The sequence below is a fragment of the Nonomuraea corallina genome (genome assembly GCF_027620315.1).
Lineage (GTDB): Bacteria > Actinomycetota > Actinomycetes > Streptosporangiales > Streptosporangiaceae > Nonomuraea > Nonomuraea corallina.
This window is the reverse complement of record NZ_JAPNNL010000041.1, coordinates 1-18,097: the sequence shown is the minus strand read 5'-3', so window position 1 is coordinate 18,097 and position 18,097 is coordinate 1. Positions and strand designations below refer to the sequence as shown.

The window sequence follows — 18,097 nt, the reverse complement described above, 5'->3', positions numbered from 1 at the left end:
GATCAGGCGGCGTGGGGGGACCGAAGGGGGACCGCCAGTTTCGGACGGGGTCCCCACACGAACCCGCCGAGGCACCAGCGCCGCGCTCGCCTCCGCCGCCATCCGAGCCAGCTCCGGCAGCACACTCGTATAGGTGTCCGACGTGATCGCCTGATTCGAGTGCCGCATCATCGCGCTCGTGGTCTTCATGTCGTTCCCCGCCGCGAGATACAGGGTCGCGGCGCCGTGCCGCAGATCATGCAGACGAATCGGCGGCAGCCCGGCTGCGAAGACCAGCCGCTCGAAGTACTCCGACACCCAGTCCGGCTTCAGCTCGCTGCCGTCCTCCTGGGTGAAGATCCGACCCGACTCAAGCCATGCTCCCGCCGACGCCAGCCGCTCCTTACGTTGCCGCCGGTGGTGCGCGCGCAGCACAGCCAGCGTCCCCGAGTCGAGAGCCACCGGCGCATCACTGCTCTCCGTCTTCGGACGCCCTTCCCGTACCTTCCGGTCCACGATCGTGAGCTGTCTGGCCACCGTCAGCACGGCATCGTCGAAGTCGAGATCCACCCACCGCGCCCCGCACGCCTCCCCGCGACGCAACCCGCGAAAGGCGATCAAGTGATAGAGCGCGTACAGCCGATCGGAGGCCGCATAGTCGAGGAAGGCGCCGAGTTGGGCCGGCGTCCACACCATCACCGGCGACGGCCGCAGATCCGTCGCCCCCCACACACTGACCGCCGAGACCGACGGCAGTGCGGGATCGGCCCGCACCGCCGCGAGCCGCGCCTGGAACGCCTTCTCGAAAGCCGTACAGCGTGCCTCCGTCCACACGACCCCCTTCGGCCGGGGAGCCGACTCCAGCGTCACCAGGGCCGCGGCGTTGAAGCCGACGAGGTGCTCACGCTGCGCATCCGCCAGTACGGTGCGGATCGTCGCCTTGATCCTCTGCTTCGTCGCCGGGCCGGCGGGTTTTCGCCGACGTGCCGCCTTTCGCACCTCTGGATCCGGTGACTTCCGGCCCTCGAGCAGGGTCGCGTTCTTCTCGTCGATCCGCGCGAACACTTCCTCGACCTTCGGCGCGAACAACCTGTCGAGGCGTATCTGGTCGAGCACCTCGCCGAAGTGCGCGTCATGGTGCGAGATATACCCGAGCAGTGTCGACTCGCGGATGTCTTTCAACCGGCGACGCCGGGCCACCCATCGCTCCCAGTATTCGCCGAACGTCATCGCTTGCAGCGGCTGACCGGCCCGGTACTTGCGTTGCACCTCCTCGTACTCCGGCATCGGCGCCCTCTTGCGGTGCGCCGCTTTGATCATGGTGAGGATCTCCATCCGCGCCTCATGCCCATCAGGCCCGGCGTCGGGAATGTCCAACAGGCGCCCGATCGCCTGGAAGCACGCGGTCACCTCGTCCGCCGATGCGAAGCCGCCGAGTTTCAGGTACCTCCGCTTGCCGTCCGGGCCGGGCGGGAGTTCCTCCTTGCCGTACCAGATGCCGTGGTTGGGATTCCACGAGCCGTCCTTACGGCGGAGCTTCGGGCATTTGGAACCGAGCTCACGGCCGTTCTCGCGGCACTTGCATCGTCTGAACGCGTTGCCCGTCAATGTGCAGCTCACCTCGCTCCGATTTCGCGGGTCATTCCTCCGAACCTCCTTGCTTCCTGGTAGTCCTCAATGCTTACGCCCAACTCGGCGGCCAGTTCCTCGGGCGACCGCCGGGGTTCGTGACCCCGCCAGTGCAGCGCTATCCGGGCCGCCAGGCTCTCGAGCTCATCCCAGCGGTCCTGCGGTGGCCGGTCGCTGATCTGCCGCAGCCTGCGCTCGATCGCCTCCACCACCGGGTCGGTGGGGTGGGCGGTGCCGCGGTCGTAGGCGTCGATGACGCCGATGGCGGCTTCCTGGATGCCGGCGCGTACCAGCAGTTCGGTGGCGTGATAGATGAGGTCCGGCACCACTCGTACGGGAGAGCCCGGGATCTTGGTGGCGAACAGGTCGCGCAGGCGCACGAGGTCGGCCACGACGCTGTGACGCCGCCGGGACTGGTGTGCGGGCGGGGTCAGGTCGCGCCCGTCGCCCATGGCCCGCAGAATCCGGTGCAGCACGTCGTATGCGGCTGTCGCCTCGCGCCAGGAGTCGGCGTCCCGCCAGAAGGCGATCGCCTGCTCGGCCGTGTCCGGGTCGACTTTTCGCTGTACCAGGAAGCCTTCGTAGGCGGTTCGGCTGTCCTGGTGGGTGAGGCGGTGACGCAGGCGAGCCCAGGCCAGGAGGAAGTGCGCGTACTGCTCGGTGGCGTTGCGGCCTTCGTGGGTGACCGTGCGGCTCAGGTCGTGCAGGTCCCGGCCTTGGGCGTCGTCCATGGGAAGGGGGAGTTCTTCCAGGGCGATGCCGAACACGCGCGCCAGGGCGATGGCCTCGTCCACGCTGATCGCGCGGCGGCTGCCGTCGGGTCTGGGGTTGACGATCTTGGAGATGGCGGATTGGTGGGTCGGGCAGCCGGCGTTGGTGAGTTCTTGGGCCATGCGTTCTTGTGACCAGCCGCGGCGGCGCATCTCCCAGGCGATCCGCAGGGCGACGTTCTCTTCGCTGAAGCTGCGGCCGCCCGGCTCTCGCTTGGGTTCGTGGCGCGTCTGGTCCGCCGGCATGCGTCACTCCTCGGCATCGCTGCGATTCATCCCAAATAGATGGATATCCACTAACACTAGGGTTGAAGGGTTGGCATTGTCCATGCCATCCTGATCACGAGCGAGATTCAATCCCATATGTCATGAACCGCTCGGCCTGCCACCACGATCCCGAGCGGACCGTCAGAAAGGCACGCCCTCCATGGCCAAGGCCCTGACCACCGCGGAACTGCTCGCCCTGCCCGTCACCGTTGACCTCGTCACCGCCGCACGAGCGTTCGGCATCGGCCGGACCAAAGCCCACGAACTCGCCCGCAGCGGCCAGTTCCCCTGCCCCGTCCTGCGCGTCGGCCACACCTACCGCGTCGGCCGCGCCGCCCTGCTGCGCTGCCTCGACATCGACGACCCCGCGCTCACCCCGGCGCCGCCCGCCCAGGCCGCCGACCTCGCGTCCTGACCGGGGCCGCCCCATGAGCACCCCGTACACGCGCATCCTGCAAGCGCTGTATGACAGGACCGGCCACGCACCGCGCGGCTCCGCCACCCAGAAGAGCACCCTCTGCCCCGCGCATGACGACCGGCACCCATCCCTGTCGGTCGGCGTCACCAGCACCGGCGTCGTCGTGATCACCTGCCACGCGGGGTGTCGGTGATGCCGGTTCCCAGGAACCCCCAGAAGCTGTAGCCGATCCTCATGTGGTGATCCACCGGCCTTCCAGCAGCAGGGCGTCCAGGCCGCTGCCGGCCAGGCAGTCCAGGGCCATGGCCGGGGTGCCGCAGATCGGCTTGCCTTTCACGTTGAGGGATGTGTTGATCAACACGGGGACGCCGGTGCGGCGGGCGAAGGCGGTCAGCACCTTGTGGATGAACGGGTTGCCGTCCTGGGTGACGGTCTGCACGCGAGCCGTGCCGTTGGCATGCACGACCGCCGGGATCTGCTCGCGGGCCAGGTCGGTCACGGACGAGGCCATCGACATGAACGGCGCCTCCTGACCGAGGGCGAAGTACTCGGCGGCGCGTTCGGCCGTCACCATCGGCGCGAACGGGCGGAACGACTCCCGGAACTTCACGGTGTCGTTGAGCCGTGCCACCACGCCAGGCTTCAGCGGTGAGGCCAGGATCGAGCGGTTGCCGAGCGCACGTGGTCCAGCCTCGACGCGCCCCTGGAAGAGGCCGACGATCTGACCGTCGGCGAGCCGCTCCGCCAGAACCTCGGCGACATCACCATCGAGCCGATGCACCGTGAACCGTGAAAGATCCGGCAACTGATCGGCGTAGGCGGGGCCGAGGTAACAGGCGTTGGCAACCCCGGCCAGCGGACGCGCGCTGCCCTCCAGGTGTACGGCCGCTGCCGCGCCGATCGCGGTTCCCGCATCGCCCGGAGCCGGCGGCACGAACACCTCCTCGAAGAGGCCAGACTTGACGATCTTGCCGACAGCCACGCAGTTGGTGGCGACTCCTCCACCGACACACAGCCGCCGCCTCCCGGTACGTGTCTTGGCCAGGGCCGCCAGATGCAGCATCACGTTCTCGGCGCGTTCTTGGAGCGCGGCGGCCAGGTCCCGGTGGACCTGCTTGATCGGGGCGTCTGAAGCACGGCGCGGGCAGGTCTCCGCGGCGAAGCGAGGTGTCAGACGGGCGAAGGACGACGCGAGCACCCTGGGCGCGAAGTAGCCCGGGTGCAGAGCGAACCCCGTCGGCGTGATCGGGATGGCGTCGGCGAACAGCGCCCGGAAGCGTGCTGGATCGCCCAAGGCGGCCAGCGCCATCACAGTGCCTTCCTCATCGCCGCGCCGCCAGCCCAGATGCTCGGTGACCGAGCCGTAGGCGTAGCCGAGCGAGGCCGGGTCGGTCAGCTCGTACACGGGCCGCAGAGCGGGCCGGCCGGGCTCTGATTGGCGGCCGAGTGCGATGGTGGTGGTCTGCGCCTCGCCGAGGCTGTCCACGACCAGGACGGCCGCGCTCTCCCATCCGGACGCGGCGAAGGCGTACATCTGGTGGGTGCGGTGATGCAGCGACGGGCGGACGCGGGCGTGCGGGAAACGGCGCCTCAGGGCTTGAACGCGGCGGACGGTACGGAGCGCGACCTTGGTGAAGCTGGCCGCGCGCGCCACCGCGCGGTGACGGCTGGCTGGGTCGCCGACCAGGCCGAGGGCCGCCGGGACAACGCGCAGGTAGTGCAGACCGTGGAAGTTGTAGGCGACCTCGTTGACCTGTTCAGGCGTGATGCCCGCCTCGCTCATCAACCAGGTGACCGCATGCTCGGGATAGGTGCGGGTGTGTTTCACCCCGGATAGGCGTTCCTCCTCGACGAACCCGACCAATTCGCCATCCACCAGAAGGGCCGCGGACGAGTCGTGGGTGAAGGAGCACACGCCCAGGACGACATAGGGCTGCATCGAGATCACCGCCCCCGCAGAACGGCGTACCAGGCGCGCAGTCCCTCGCCGAGTGCTCCCTCGATGTCCTCAGCCTTGGCGACGGCGGCTTCGCGTTGGCCGCGCTTCCACTGCTGGTAGCTGGCCAGCACGGCGGTCATCGTGTCCCAGCCCGGATGGTTCACCCTCCGGCCATAGCGGACATCGGCGAGCAAGGCGTCGAACCCCTCCCACGGCGTCTCCAGCGAGGGCAGCTTCCCGGACGTCGGGACCGTCGTGTTAAGGACGCTGGCCGCTTTGTCCAGGTCGTGCTCGTACAGGTGGAGCGAGTCGACATGATGGTGGTAGACACCCAGCTCCACGCCCAGCCAGGAGGCCATCAACTCGTGCAGCGTGGTCGCGGCGAAGACGTCGTACGGCAGCCCGGTCCACAGGTCCTGGCTGCGCATGGTGGTCGCCATGTGCAGGCGTCCCTGGCGAAGGTGGAAGCGGTAGCCCAGCGTGCAGGGCACGTCCCGGTGCCCGCCGGCGTCACGGGCGGGGTCGTAGAGCTGGATGACCGCCCGTCGCGAATCGGGATCGCCCCGCAGAGTGGCGAGCGCCAGAGCGAGCTGATCGACGTGCCCGTCCCAGCAGCGCAAGCGTGGCCCGTAGGCGCCTCGCAGAATGCCGTCGTCCTCGGCGTACTGCCGCAGTTGACCGTTGAACTCGTAGATCCACGGCGCATCGGAGCCCGACAGAATCCAGACAGTCTCGGCGACGGCGAACGCGGTGTTCAAAACGCGCCCCGAAGGAGCGGCCAGCAGACGTGCGCGAGGCTCGTGAAGCAACAGGCGCACGTCCAGCAGCTCGCGTGTGTCCATGCCGCGAGGGATGACCTTCTCACCGTCGATGGTCAGCCTCACGGCACGGGCGAACAGTTCGGTGATCGAGTCACCGGAAATGGTCGTCACGGGTCACCTTCCTTGCTCGGGGTGGGAGGAAGCGCCGGCGTGGTCAGCTCTCATGCCCGCGTGCCGGCCGGGCGGCCAGCACGGTCTGTCCGCAGGGCAGGGGCGTCGCGTGCACGATGGTCTGCCCGGCCTGTCGGGCCAGCCGGCGTAGCTGGGAGGCGCGGCGTACCTGGCCGCCCTGGAACAGGGACATCATCCGGATGTCGGTGGCATACCAGGGGCTGGGCGTGCTGGTGCGCCGGGGCAGCAGGCCCTCGACGATCCACACTTGTCCGCCGGCGTTGTCCTGGAGGGCGTGGCGCACCTCGGTCAGGAGGCTGACGCACGCTTCGTCGCTGTAGTTGTGCAGGATCGACGACAGCAGGTACCGCTGCGCTCCCCGGGGGATCTCCTCGAAGATGTCGGCCGCGACGATCTCGACGCGGCCGAGCAGGCCCTGTTCCTTCAGGTAGGCGTGGGCGCGCGCGGTGACGCCGGGGCGCTCGGCCAGGACGCCCCGTAGATGGGGATGGGCATGGACAAGGGCGGCCAGGACGCCGCCCAGGCCGCCTCCGAGGTCGGCCACGAGCCGGACCTCGGCCCACCCGTCGAGGGATGCGAGGTCGCGGCCGACGGCGGTGCTGCGCGCAGTCATGAACCGGTCGAACTGTTCGGCCAGTCCGGGAGTGCAGGCGAGGTATTCGTACACCGGTTGACCCTCAAGTTGTGTGGGCTGTCCGCGGCGGATGGTGTGGGCCAGGCGGCCGATCGCGTTCCACCAGTACGTCGAGCCCGCCACCAGCACCGCGTGCCGCTGGGACGGGTCGGCCTCGGCCGTGAGGACGTGGCCGAGTTCGGTGAGCCGGTAGCCGGCGGAGCTGTCGGCGACGAAGCCACGGGCGTGCAACCAGCCCAGCAGCCGGTTCATCGCGTCCGGGTCGGCGCCGCAGGCGTCGGCCAGCTCGTCGCTGGTCACCGTCTGGGTCGCCAGGGCTTCGAAGACGTCCAGCTCGACGGCGGCGTGCAGGGCGGCGAAGTCCGGGACGGCGTCGAGCATCTTCTGGATGTGCTGGTACGGGTCGACGAGGCTGAAGGTCAGGGCGTCGGGGTGCTGGTGAAGGGTCACGGCGTGGGCACCTTTGACGGCGTGGCGGCGGGCGTCGAGGGCGTGGCCGGCGGGGGCGGTGGCGCCGGAGAGTGGCCGACGGTGGCCGGGGGCGGCATCAGGAACCGGCTGACGTCGAGCTCGCCGGTGATGTACTGGTGTTCCAGCATCACGTCCGCCACCCGCTGGATGCGATCCGGGTGGAGGTTCATGGGGAAGGTTCCCAGGGTGATGGTCGCCGCCGTCTCGGGGCCGATCTTGGTGTAGGTGGGCAGAGTGTCGGTGATCACCTGCCGGTTCTGGGCGTCGGCCTGGGCCTTGAGGATGGCGCGCTGGAACGCGACGACCTGGCGGGGGTGGTTCTTGGCGTAGTCGGTGGTGGTGGCCCAGCCGGCGATCGGCCAGTTCTCCGTCTGGCCCTGCATCACGTCGTAGAGCGTCTGCCCGCCGAGTTGCTGGTAGGCGGTGATGAACGGCTCGGTCATCCAGGCGACATCGATCTTCCCGGTTTGGAGCGCCGGGATCATGTCCGGCAGCGGCAGTTCGGAGATTCGCACGTCGTCGGCGGTCAAGCCTGAGATCTTCAAAGCGGCTTCGGTGGTCAGCGTGCCGACCGAGCGCAGGGTCACGACCGCGATGTGCTTGCCGCGCAGGTCGGCCAGGCCCTTGATGGGTGAGTTCTTGGCGACCATGAGCTTGAAGGTGTTGGGAGCCGACTGGTAGGCGTCGGCGACGATGCGCAGAGTGCCAGGCTGTTGGGACTCGGCGAGCACGGCGGCGGTGTAATTCATGATCGAAAAAGACAGGGCTCCGGATTTGAGCTTGGGCAGGGCGACGCCGCCGCCCTGGACGGTCTCGATCTCGACTTGAAGCCCTTCGTCCTCGAAGTAGCCCCTCATGTTCGCGAGGGGGACGGTGACGCAGTCGGGTATGGGCATGATCCCGACCTTGACTGTCTGCAGCTGGCTGCCGCTCGGGCGAGAGGCTGACGGCGGAGAGCCACACCCCACCATGGCGAGCACAGTGAGTACGGACAATATTGCTCTTTGTAGCTGTGTCATGTGTGAACATCCCAAGGCGTACAGAGGCGAGGGAGGACATCTGGCGGGGGAGGGGCACCCGGCCGCACCGTGACAGGAGGGTCAGCGCGGCGCGGCCGGGCAGCTTGTGCCGACCGGCCGAACGGCTCGGCTAGGCCTCGTCCTGGTCGGGAGCCAAGGTCGGCTCCTGACCGTCATCGTCGTGCGCGGGCGCGGCGGCCACCGTGTCCAGATCCCCGCGGGTGAGGCAGGACAGCGCGATGCCGGCGTCCATGTGTCAGCTCTCTTCATGAGATGGAGGACGGGGCAGGGGGCGGTGGCCTGCCTTTGCCCCGTCCTCCTTGCTGCGCCGGCCGCCGCATCCGCCGGGCAGGCGACATACGGCTGGAGTGGGCCGCGCAGAGCATGAGGTGGACACTCGTGGCCCGACGGGGGTGCGACGAATCTCCGCATCGGACCACGAGCATCTGAAGGCGGCGAAGCCCGCGGTGTGGTCGTCGCCCCGGACCATCCTGTTGGGCATAGGAGTACATCCGGGGTGCGACCGGCTCCGCCGCCGGTCTGGGGAGTCGCCGCTCATCCGGCCGACTCCTGGACAGCACGCCGATCTTCGACGAGACCACGCACTTCGGCGGCCACAGCCACGAAGTACGGTGCCCGTGCGTCCGGCCCCGCTTCCGGGCCCGCCCGCCAGAAGGCGGTGCTGACCAGGCCGGGCCACATCGGCGCGCACCCGGGTAGTACCAGGTCGGCGATCTCCTGCACCCGGCGAAGGTAAAGCCGCTCGCCGGTCTGAGCCTGGTAGAAGTCACGGGCGGCCTCGACCTGCTCGGGCGTGTAGTGGGGCTGGTCGCTGGTGGCGTGCGTGACCAGCAGCAGGCTGCCCTGCGGCAACCAGTCGTGGGACGCCTCCATCACCCCGCGGACCTCATCATCAGCAAGGAAGTGGAGAACCGCGCCGAGCACCAGGCATACCGGCAGCCCGAAGTCGACCCGCATGCGCACCTCAGGCCGACTGAACACGTCGTCAAGGTCACGCACATCGGCCTCGACCATGGTCACCCGGGGGGCGCGTAGAAGGGCACGCCCGTGCGTGCACACCACCGGGTCACGGTCAACGTAGACGAAGCTCGCGCCGGGCTGCCGGTCATGAACCACCTCGTGCAGGTTGGGCGGCTGGTCGGGCAAGCCGGAGCCGAGGTCGACGAACTGGCTGATCCCCAGATCCGCTGCGGCGGCCACCATGCGGCGCAGGCAGCTGCGGTTGTCCGGCACGATGCGCGCCATGCCCGGCAGAATCTCGTCGAGCGCGGCGGCGTTGTCCTCGTCGACCTGGAAGTGATCCTTGCCTTCGCCGAGCGCTCCGTACAGGCGGGCGGGTGTCGACTGCTGGGACAGGGGCTCGACGCCAGGCGTGGGGGCGTGATCAGGGAGGCTCATCGAGCGCTGACCTCCGACATGGGTTGAGGGGAAGTAGCTGGGCGGGAGGTGTCCTGCTCCACCTGCAGTTCCGCCGGGCCCGCAGAGTGGTGGCGTCGTCCAGCGCGGTGATCAGCTTGGTGGGGAGTGCTGCCTCTGACATAGCGGGTCCCGTCTGGTCGCTGTGACACTCAGATGGTCGTCCGGAGGCCAGAGGGGAAGTGACCCAATGTGGGTCACCGGGGTCAGGTGGCGTGACACCACTCGGCGAAGCTGTTCAGATCCTCGCTGTTGGCGCGCTTGAGTCTGCGCAGAGTCGCGGCGTCCTCCCGTACCCATCGATGGTCGCGCGCGTGTTGAGGGGCGGTTCGCCGGGCAATCTTCAGGGACTCGAACGCGTCGTCCGGCAAGCCGGACCACAGTTGCGCGCGGGCCAGCTCAATGTAGAACCCGCTGCGCCGCTCGGCGGGCAGCTCAGGCGGCGGTGTCCACCCGCGGACGATGTCAAGGGCGCGACGGACGTAGTCTCTGCCGAGGCTGACCGCGACGGACACCTCATGTATGCGGACCGATGACGGCCCGAAGGCAGTGCCGGAGTAGATGGCTTCGGGCACCTGGTCGCTCAGCCGACGGGCTTCGGCGAGATGGAGGTCGGCGGCGTCCGCGTCTGCGGTACGACCGGCAATCACAGCAGCCCGCATGTGAAGTGCGCCGCACGCGGCGATGGCTGGCGGGGTGTCTGGCGAGGCCGCGGCGTCGATGGCGAGTTCGAGGGCAAGCAGGCCCTTGGCATGGGCGTTGGAGGCGAAGAAAGTCTCCGTGCGGACGTAGGCGACCGTGGAGGTCAGGATGGGGTCGCCAGTTTTGGCGGCGGCCCACCGCATCAGCTCGATGTATCTAGCGGATAGGTCGTAGGCGCCGAACTTGAAGGCGACGGCGTCCGCCGCTCTACAGGCGGACGCGAGGAGTGCTGCCACGTCGGGATCGTGGTCGGGCCCGGCACGTAACAGCTCGCCGAGCAGCTCGGGCAGTCGGCGCGTGATGCGCACGTACTGGGAGGCCAGCCGCCACGTGGTCGCCTCGGCGACGGCAGCACGGAGCTCCGGCAGCGGGCGCACGGGTCCGTCGTCGGGCAGATCATAGGCCGCGATGGCTGCCGACAGAGCGGGGATCGCCGCGGCGATCCGGGAGCTTGCCTGCGCCCGATCGGCTACCAATAGCGACGGGTCGATGCCGAGCGCCGCGGCGAGTGCTTCCAGGATGTTGTCGCCAGCCCCTCGAGCTCCACGCTCGATCTTGCGTAGCGTGCCCACATGGATGCTCGCGGCATCGGCCAACTGCTGCTGAGTGAGGCGAGCGACGCTCCGGTAATAGGCGACACGCTTGCCTATCCCGCGGTGAGGAGTGGTAGGCATGAGGTGCTCCCGTGTGCTCTTCTCGGACTGTAGCGACCCGGTGACGATTGTGCCCAGAGGTTCGCGTCACCCGGTGATGTCGACGAGCTCCCGCAAGCTGGTGATCCGCCAGTCGGCCGCGGCCGTGCCGGGATCGTCGGCCCACAAGTACCCCCAGGGGCCGCGCCGTATGTGAGCGGCGCCGAGGCCGGCCGCCTTGGCCGGGATGACGTCATTGGCGGGATGGTCGCCGACGTACACGATTCGCTCAGGCGGAGTGTCGGCGAACTCCACCAGGCGGGCGAAGAATGCCGGGTGCGGCTTGGCGACGCCCCACTCGCCTGAGGTGGCGATCCCGTCGACGGGAAGGTCGAGAGCGCGTAGCAGCTCGGCGACGCGACGTGTCTGATTCCCGGCGATGAGCACGCGGTGGCCGGCCGCCCGCAGCGCGGCGAGCGCCGGTCGGACGTCCGGGTAGAGGTCGGCCTCCTCGATGCGCTCACCGCGACCTGCTGCTTCACGTGCGGCATACTCGGCCCTGATATCAATGCCGGGTCGCAGGAGTCGAAGGGCGTCGGCGTTGTCCCGACCTTGAGCGACTACAGCGCCGACGAGCGCCGACAACGTGTGTGTCGGTACGTCGAGCCAGTCTGCCCAGGATGCCCAGTAACGGTCGTCGCGGACGATGGTCTCGCCGACATCGAAGACGAAGGTTCTCCTCACTGCCCGAGCCTATTGGCTCGGCCTCTGAGGGAGAAGCCGGCGGCGCTGGAGCTGTTCATACTCGGAGACGCCGAGCCCCTTCACTCAAGGCAGATAACGCATACATGTTTCACGTCAATGGAAACGAGACACAAGGCTCAGTCCGTCTTCGCAGGCGAGACTCTTGACCCCTTGGGAACCTGTCAGGCGATGGTGTTGACCCGGTTGTGATGTGGTTGTCGCCGGGTCATGATCCTCTCGTGGATTTGCGCAGTAATATCCACATTGGTCATATTTGATCAGGAATCACTGCTATCACATCGCCGATCGCCTTCACATGGTGAATGGAGGGCTCCTGTGCGGTTCGCCATCTTGGGCCGGCTCCAGGTCGAGTGCGGGGACGAGCCGGTCGAGATCACGCGTACCAGGCGATCGCTGCTGGCGACACTGCTGCTGGCCGGCTCCGACGGGATCGTCGCCGAGACACTGATGCAGGCGGTCTGGGGTGATACTTACGGCCGGGAGAACTCGCTGAAAACTGCCTTGTCGCAGCTTCGTCAACTGCTGCCGGGGCGTATTCCGTCCGCACGTGGTCATGGTTACCGCATCGTGCTGCGCCCGGAAGACAGTTTCGACCTGACGGAATTCCGGCTGCTGGCCGAGGAGGGTCGGGTCCGGATAGCAACCGGTGATCAACATGCCGCAGTCGCCTCATTACGAAGGGCATTGGATTTATGGGGCGACCCTCCCCTGGCCGACGTGCCCGAGGACCCCATCCGACTGGCGACCTGGCGGCAAGAACTGCTGTGGGAACGCAAGGTCGCCCAGCAGGACCTCCTGAAGGCCCGGCTGAAGACGGGGGAGCACCAGCAGCTGCTCGGCGACCTCCGCCGGGAGCTGGCTGAGGATCCGCTGTCGGAGATGCTCAACGCGTTGCTGATGACCGCCCTGCACCGGGCCGGATACCGGATGGAGGCGTTACGGCACTACGACGGCCTGGTGACGCTGCTGGCCCAGGAGGCCGGGGCGGACCCAGGGGCGAGGCTGCGCCGGTTGCGTGACGAGATCGTCAACGACACCCTCGATCTCCGCACTCTGGACGAGAACGAGCAAGCAACCTCCGCCACCACATGGGGCACCGGGGGACTGGCTCCGGCACAACTGCCACCGGCGGTGAGCGACTTCACCGGTCGCGCGGCGGAGATGGAAGAACTGACGCGATACCTGCGCACCGCCGGACAGACCGGTCGCATGCCTATCGCCTCGATCAGCGGCCCTCCGGGAGTGGGCAAGTCCGCCCTGGCCCATCAGGTCGCGCACCTGCTGCGGCCGCACTTCCCGGACGGCCAGGTGTACGTGCATCTCGCCGGCATGTCCGACCAGCCGCGGGAGATCACCGATGTGCTGGGGGAGGTGCTGGCCGCGCTGGGCGTCGAACTCAGCGACGTGCCCGCCACCGTTCCCGGCCGCACCGCGCTCTACCGCTCGGTCCTGGCCGGCCGCCGGGTCCTGGTGGTGCTCGATGACGTGTCCGGCATGCACCAGGTGGACCCGCTGCTACCTGGTACGCCGGGATGCGCGGTGATGGTGACCAGCCGCGCGCACCTGGTCGGCGGGGCCGGCATGCGGATGGTGCGGCTGGAACCCCTGTCATCGGAGGAATCGCTGACCCTGTTGGGCGAGATCATCGGCGCCGAGCGCATCCGGTCCGACGCGGTCGCGGCCGCCGACATCGTCGACGCCTGTGGCGGGCTCCCGCTGGCCGTGCGGATCGCCGGCGCTCGATTATCCGGGCAGCCGCACTGGCCGCTGGCGATGTTCGTCACCCGGCTGCGCAAGCGGCTGCTGAGCATGCTGCAGGCCGACGGCATGACGGTCGAGGCAAGCATCGCCGACAGCTACGAGTCGCTGCCGGATCCCGAAGCGCGGGTCTTCCGCCTGGCGTCGCTGCTGAGGCCGGGCGGGTTCGCCGGCTGGGAGGTCGCCATGCTGGGAGGCGGGGACATCGACGACGTCGAGGAGGTGCTGGAGCGCCTGAGCCGCCGCAGCCTGCTGACCATGCTCGGGGTGGACTCGCTGGGCCAGCCCCGCTATCACCAGCATGACCTGCTGCGCGTCTTCGCCGCCGCGCGCCTGGCCGAACGGCCCAACGAGCGCGACCGGGCCATCCACCGGCTGATGCTGGGCTGGCTGGAGCTGGCCAGCCTGGCCGACGAGCAGATCGCCCGGGAACCGCATGACCCGCCCGTCGTGGTGCTGGAGATGGTCATGTTCGCGCCGGCGGATGTCCGCCAGTCGATCGTGGACGACGCCGATGGCTGGCTGGCGACCGAGGCGGCGAATCTCCTGTACGTGATCCGGATCGTCAGCGAGCACGGGCTACACCGCCTGGCGATGGGGCTGGCGTTGCGCGTGACGTCCTATCTGTATCGCGAGAGCCGCCATCGCGACGCCGCGGACATGTGGCGGCACCTGCTGCAGAGCTTCTCGCCCACCGATGCGCGCATGACCGCGGAGGTGCGCCATCGTCTGGCCGCGTTGATCATGCAGGGGCCGGGTGGGGCACAGCGGGCGCTGCCACTGCTGGATGACTGTGTGCAAGGTAGGGAGAGCAGTGGAGACCTCTTCGGGTTGGCGCGGTCGCTGGCGTTGCGAGCGGTATGCCGCCGTCAGCTCTCGAGCGGCCCGGATCACTCGGCTCTGCTGAGCGAAGCCGAGGCGGACGCCGGTCGAGGGCTGCGCATCGCCCGCGAGATCGCCAACCGTCACGCGGAGCTGGTCTGCCTGCGGGCGATGGCCACCGTGCTCAGCGCGCGCGGCGAGCACGAACGCGCGCTGGCCCTGGGCCATGAGGCGGTGACCGCGGCCGAGCAACTCGCTGAGGCCCCGCAGGATCGGTCCTACCTGCGGCTGGCACTGCAGACACTGGCCACGCTGATGCTCAACGCCGGTCACGCGGAGCCCGCGTTGCGGTTGAGCGAGCAGGCGCGCGAACTGAGCGTGCGGTTGCGCCACCGAGCCGGGCAGGCACAAGCGCAGGAGGCGGCCGGTGACGCGCTGGCCGCGCTGGGGCGCCGGCAGGAGGCCGACGAGCAGTACAGGGACGCGGCCGCGACGTTCGAAGCGGACGGGGGAGCGGAGGACGCCAAGCGCTGCCGGGCCAAGCTCGCCGGATAGCCGCCGCGCCCCAGCATCCTGATCAGCCAGGGATCAGTTCGGGTCAGGGACCGGATGGCGGGCTCGTCCCGGCCGGCTGACTGTGCGCCGCCCTGGGCGCGGCGCCGCAGACCGGGTTCTCGCCAGGAGGCTCGTGCCCGCCACGGCAGAGATCTTTTGCTGGCGCAAAACATCTTGCCCGTGGCCGGCACCACCCGGTTGCGGCCCTCACGCCCGGCGGCGCTGGGTCTGCCTTGCCGGGACGGGCTCCACCACACGGTCAGAGCTCGCCCCGGCAGCCGATCAAGTCCGCCGCGCCCCGTCCGGGGCGTCGGCCGAGGAAGGGCCTCGCACATGGACATCCAGATCAGCGTCACCGGCAGGATCGCTTTCCCGCCCCGCTTCTTCCCCGCCAAAGGCGACTCGCCCGCCATGTGGTCGGCCAGGCTGGAGGTCAACGGGCCGCCGACGCCCGGCCGCGACGGCTCTCCGTACGTGCCGACCCGGGCGGTCGAGGTGGTCACCTACGGGGTCGCGGCCATCCGCGCCGGCGAGTCCTACCGCAAGGGCCACCTGCTGGTGGTCCAGGGATGCGACATGGTCGCCCGGAGTTTCGAGTCCAAGGACCGCAAGGGTCACCCGACCGTACGCAGCATCATCAAGATCACCGCCACCGCGATCGGGCTGTCCTCGCGCTACAGCATGGTCGGCGAAAGCGTCAGCCCCTCGCAGCCCGGCGCCGTCTCCCCGCGCATGGTGCAGGGAGCCTCCGCCGCCGACCAGACCGCGTCCACCGCCGCCGCGGCCTGACGGCCTCCCCAAGCCGAAGAGGCACCGGCCTTCCCTCCCGCCGGCGTCTCTTCGTTCCTCCCGCCGCCCGCCCCGCCGGGTCCTCCGCGCACTCGCCTGCGCGGATGGGCGGGCGGCGGGAGCCCTCTTCCCTTCCACTCGTCCCGACGGGAGTCGCTGCCCCATGTCCATCACCGACCAAGCCCGCGAGCCGTCCGGCTCCGATTCCGAGACCGTCGAACCCGATGCCGATCTGGAACTGCCCGAGGACTTCCGCCTGGCGCGGATCCCGGTACGCCAGCTCGGCCACTTCCCCGACAACGTGCGGGAGGACTACCACCTCACCCAGGAGTTCTGCGCCTCGCTCAAGGCTCAGCTGCAGGTCCCGGTCACCGTCATCCCGATCCCGGCCGACTACCAGCGCGGCGAGGGAGAAGAGGAACACCGCTGGTGGGTGGTGAAAGGCAACCGCCGCCTGGAAGGCGCCATCACGATCAAGCTGCCGAAGTTGCTGTGCCTGATCGACCTGACCAAGGCCGAGGACAAGGCAAGCCTGCTGGTCGACCAGGTCGTGGAGAACGACGACGACTTCCGCATCGGCCTCACCCCGTTCGAGCAGTCCCGCGCTCTGTTCATGGCCCACCAGCTGGGCGCCACCAGGACCGAGATCCGTAAGCGGACCGGCCGCACCCGGGAGGAGGTCGCCCAGGCGATCGCCGCGGGCAAGCTGTCGGAGCGGACCCGCCGCAGGGCCCAGGCCATGGAGTACGCCTGGACGCTGGACGAGCTCGCGCTGCTGGAGGAGTTCGACGGCGACCAGGAGGCCCTGGCCCGGATCGACTCCTTCATCTCCAGCTGGGGGCACAGCGGCCGGCACGCCATCGAGCGGGTGCGCCGGGAACGCCAGGAGGCGGCCGCGCACGACCGGGCACTGGCCGACCTCGCCGCTGCCGGCATTCCAGTGACCGAGGACGAACCGGCCGGTGCCGTCCGCCTCAGCCGGCTCGCGACCAGGATGGAGGGCTTCGACCCCGAGCAGCACACCGACTGCCCGGGCCGCGGCGCGTTCTTCTCCAGCTTTCGCCCCGAACAGCCGGAGCTGTACTGCAGCACCCCCGAGCGGCACGGCTACACGCCACCGCCGGCCATCACGCTTCCGCCGCCCGCCAAGACCGAGCACGACGGCCCGTCCCGCAAGGTCGTCGTCCAGGGCAACCGGGCGTGGATGGCGGCGGCCACGGTCCGCCAGGAGTGGCTGGCCACGCTGCTGGCGCGCAAGAGCGCGCCCAAGCCGGTCGCCAGGTTCATCACCCGCATGCTCAACGACATGCCGGCGCCGGTGCGCGACAAGCTCGGCTCAGCCGCCTTGTCGACGCTGTACGGCAAGCTCGGCGGGCCCGCGGACCTGGAGGCGGCCCTGGCCACCGCCGCTGCCGGCCGGTTGACCATGCTCCAGCTCCTGCCGATCGCCGTGGCGTGGGAGTACCAGATGAGCCAGGCCTCCGCCGAGTGCAAGAACACCTGGCGCGAGGGCCGCTACAGCCCCTGCTCGACCGCTGACGCCGCTGCCTGGCTGCGTTTCCTGGTCAACGAGCTGGGGCCGGAGCTCGGCGAGAAGGCGTACGTGCCGGCGCCCATCGAGCAGGCCCTGATCGACGGCGTCCCGTACCTCGGAGACACGCCCGCCACCGAACCGGTCACTCCCGGCCCGGACGACGACGATCCGGCGGACTCAGCCGTGGACCAGAACCCCGCCGCGGACGATGCGCCCGCACCCGAGCACGGCGCCACCACCGCCGACATCCCGGAGCACGACGCCACATCCTCTGAACCCGCGGACCCGGGGGCGGCCGATGGCACGGAGACCGTCATCGCCGACGACGGTCTCCAGGCGGCCTGAAACCAACGGCGGCTGCCCCGTTCCCACCGAGTTCCGGCATTCCCGCCAACGACGCGAAGGACCTGACATGACCTGTACCGACGCGGAGGTCCGGTGACCATGGCCAGCCGTGGATTCGTCGGCTTCGTCACCGACCACACCGAGAAGATCGCCTACAACCACTTCGACTCCGGCCCGGACGGCATCGGCCTGCTCGTGCTGGCGTGGCTGCGCACCGCCGCGAAGACGCCCGACCTGCTGCGCGAGCGTGTCGCCGCCCTGCGGGTGGTCCGCTCCGACACCCGGCCCACCGTGGAAGACATCGAGCGGCTGGGCGAGTACGCCGACGACCTCTCCTCCTGCGGCGTCACCTCCTGGGTGGAACTGCTCTGGAAAACCCAGGGCGGCCCCGAGGCGATGCTGCGCGCGGGCGTCATCGAGGACGCCTCCTGCTACCCCGTGGAGTCCTCCGACTGCGAGTGGGGCTACCTCGTCGACCTCGACACCCAGGTCTTCGAGGTGTACCGGGGCCGGCAGGCCGCCCCGCACAACCGAGGCCGCTTCGCCACCCGGCCGCACCCCCACGATCACTATCCGGCGGCCCTGGTCACGGGCTGGCGATTCGACCAACTGCCGAGCGACGAGGAATTCCTCACCACGCTGTAACCCCCACCCCCTGCCCCTCTGGGTCCCCGCCCCC

General features: G+C 69.2%; 15 protein-coding genes and 1 pseudogene. 6 read left to right on the top strand and 10 right to left on the bottom strand.

Going from position 1 to position 18,097, the window contains the following annotated elements; all coding sequences use genetic code 11:
* Nucleotides 1-132: 132 nt before the first annotated feature.
* Both OUY22_RS36895 and OUY22_RS13170 read right to left on the bottom strand, forming a co-directional pair.
* Nucleotides 133-675 (bottom strand): annotated as a pseudogene (locus tag OUY22_RS36895) (site-specific integrase); the annotation flags it as partial.
* A 920-nt stretch (nucleotides 676-1,595) separates the two neighbouring features.
* Complete coding sequence (locus OUY22_RS13170) at nucleotides 1,596-2,624, bottom strand: helix-turn-helix domain-containing protein (RefSeq protein ID WP_270155182.1); 1,029 nt, start codon at nucleotides 2,622-2,624, stop codon at nucleotides 1,596-1,598.
* Between the two features lie 181 nt (nucleotides 2,625-2,805).
* On the opposite strand from OUY22_RS13170, the gene OUY22_RS13165 reads away from it, so the two are divergent.
* Nucleotides 2,806-3,060, top strand: a complete 255-nt coding sequence (locus tag OUY22_RS13165; protein WP_270155181.1) for a MerR family transcriptional regulator — start codon at nucleotides 2,806-2,808, stop codon at nucleotides 3,058-3,060.
* A gap of 13 nt (nucleotides 3,061-3,073) precedes the next feature.
* On the top strand, nucleotides 3,074-3,256 hold the full coding sequence (locus OUY22_RS13160; RefSeq protein ID WP_270155180.1) for a hypothetical protein: 183 nt from the start codon (nucleotides 3,074-3,076) through the stop codon (nucleotides 3,254-3,256).
* 39 nt (nucleotides 3,257-3,295) lie between these two features.
* Here the strand turns inward: OUY22_RS13160 and OUY22_RS13155 are convergent, their stop codons facing one another.
* The 8 genes from OUY22_RS13155 to OUY22_RS13120 form a co-directional block, all read right to left on the bottom strand.
* On the bottom strand, nucleotides 3,296-5,002 hold the full coding sequence (locus tag OUY22_RS13155; RefSeq protein ID WP_270155179.1) for a carbamoyltransferase family protein: 1,707 nt from the start codon (nucleotides 5,000-5,002) through the stop codon (nucleotides 3,296-3,298).
* 5 nt (nucleotides 5,003-5,007) lie between these two features.
* Entirely contained in the window at nucleotides 5,008-5,934 is a 927-nt protein-coding gene (locus OUY22_RS13150; RefSeq protein WP_270155178.1) for a thymidylate synthase, read from the bottom strand.
* Nucleotides 5,935-5,977: 43 nt separating this feature from the next.
* Nucleotides 5,978-7,039 carry a methyltransferase gene (locus OUY22_RS13145; protein WP_270155177.1) on the bottom strand — a complete coding sequence of 354 codons (1,062 nt, stop codon included), beginning with the start codon at nucleotides 7,037-7,039 and terminating at the stop codon, nucleotides 5,978-5,980.
* Nucleotides 7,036-8,031, bottom strand: a complete 996-nt coding sequence (locus tag OUY22_RS13140) for an ABC transporter substrate-binding protein (protein WP_270155213.1) — start codon at nucleotides 8,029-8,031, stop codon at nucleotides 7,036-7,038. The genes OUY22_RS13145 and OUY22_RS13140 overlap by 4 nt, the downstream gene beginning before the upstream one ends.
* 178 nt (nucleotides 8,032-8,209) lie before the next feature.
* Nucleotides 8,210-8,332 (bottom strand): hypothetical protein, encoded by a 123-nt coding sequence (locus OUY22_RS13135; RefSeq protein ID WP_270155176.1) that lies wholly within the window; start codon nucleotides 8,330-8,332, stop codon nucleotides 8,210-8,212.
* Nucleotides 8,333-8,634: 302 nt separating this feature from the next.
* On the bottom strand, nucleotides 8,635-9,498 hold the full coding sequence (locus OUY22_RS13130; protein ID WP_270155175.1) for an SAM-dependent methyltransferase: 864 nt from the start codon (nucleotides 9,496-9,498) through the stop codon (nucleotides 8,635-8,637).
* A gap of 224 nt (nucleotides 9,499-9,722) precedes the next feature.
* Nucleotides 9,723-10,892, bottom strand: coding sequence for a helix-turn-helix domain-containing protein (locus OUY22_RS13125; protein WP_270155174.1), 1,170 nt, complete (start codon nucleotides 10,890-10,892; stop codon nucleotides 9,723-9,725).
* A gap of 66 nt (nucleotides 10,893-10,958) precedes the next feature.
* Nucleotides 10,959-11,594: an HAD family hydrolase gene (locus OUY22_RS13120; protein ID WP_270155173.1), complete on the bottom strand. Its 636-nt coding sequence runs from the start codon at nucleotides 11,592-11,594 to the stop codon at nucleotides 10,959-10,961.
* 336 nt (nucleotides 11,595-11,930) lie between these two features.
* Between OUY22_RS13120 and OUY22_RS13115 the strand changes: the two genes are divergently transcribed.
* The 4 genes from OUY22_RS13115 (at nucleotide 11,931) to OUY22_RS13100 (ending at nucleotide 18,063) form a co-directional block, all read left to right on the top strand.
* Nucleotides 11,931-14,750 (top strand): AfsR/SARP family transcriptional regulator, encoded by a 2,820-nt coding sequence (locus tag OUY22_RS13115; protein ID WP_270155172.1) that lies wholly within the window; start codon nucleotides 11,931-11,933, stop codon nucleotides 14,748-14,750.
* 333 nt (nucleotides 14,751-15,083) lie between these two features.
* On the top strand, nucleotides 15,084-15,539 hold the full coding sequence (locus OUY22_RS13110; RefSeq protein WP_270155171.1) for a single-stranded DNA-binding protein: 456 nt from the start codon (nucleotides 15,084-15,086) through the stop codon (nucleotides 15,537-15,539).
* Between the two features lie 163 nt (nucleotides 15,540-15,702).
* A complete protein-coding gene (locus tag OUY22_RS13105; protein ID WP_270155170.1) occupies nucleotides 15,703-17,418 on the top strand; it encodes a ParB/RepB/Spo0J family partition protein in 1,716 nt (571 codons plus the stop codon).
* Between the two features lie 93 nt (nucleotides 17,419-17,511).
* Complete coding sequence (locus OUY22_RS13100) at nucleotides 17,512-18,063, top strand: hypothetical protein (RefSeq protein WP_270155169.1); 552 nt, start codon at nucleotides 17,512-17,514, stop codon at nucleotides 18,061-18,063.
* Nucleotides 18,064-18,097 lie beyond the last annotated feature (34 nt).

What these genes read in the sequence shown, in the direction of transcription:
- OUY22_RS13140 (WP_270155213.1), bottom strand. Translation starts at nt 8,031, where the DNA reads ATGGTGGGGTGTGGCTCTCCGCCGTCAGCCTCTCGCCCGAGCGGCAGC.
- OUY22_RS13170 (WP_270155182.1), bottom strand. Translation starts at nt 2,624, where the DNA reads ATGCCGGCGGACCAGACGCGCCACGAACCCAAGCGAGAGCCGGGCGGC.
- OUY22_RS13160 (WP_270155180.1), top strand. Translation starts at nt 3,074, where the DNA reads ATGAGCACCCCGTACACGCGCATCCTGCAAGCGCTGTATGACAGGACC.
- OUY22_RS13135 (WP_270155176.1), bottom strand. Translation starts at nt 8,332, where the DNA reads ATGGACGCCGGCATCGCGCTGTCCTGCCTCACCCGCGGGGATCTGGAC.
- OUY22_RS13155 (WP_270155179.1), bottom strand. Translation starts at nt 5,002, where the DNA reads ATGCAGCCCTATGTCGTCCTGGGCGTGTGCTCCTTCACCCACGACTCG.
- OUY22_RS13165 (WP_270155181.1), top strand. Translation starts at nt 2,806, where the DNA reads ATGGCCAAGGCCCTGACCACCGCGGAACTGCTCGCCCTGCCCGTCACC.
- OUY22_RS13125 (WP_270155174.1), bottom strand. Translation starts at nt 10,892, where the DNA reads ATGCCTACCACTCCTCACCGCGGGATAGGCAAGCGTGTCGCCTATTAC.
- OUY22_RS13105 (WP_270155170.1), top strand. Translation starts at nt 15,703, where the DNA reads ATGTCCATCACCGACCAAGCCCGCGAGCCGTCCGGCTCCGATTCCGAG.
- OUY22_RS13110 (WP_270155171.1), top strand. Translation starts at nt 15,084, where the DNA reads ATGGACATCCAGATCAGCGTCACCGGCAGGATCGCTTTCCCGCCCCGC.
- OUY22_RS13130 (WP_270155175.1), bottom strand. Translation starts at nt 9,498, where the DNA reads ATGAGCCTCCCTGATCACGCCCCCACGCCTGGCGTCGAGCCCCTGTCC.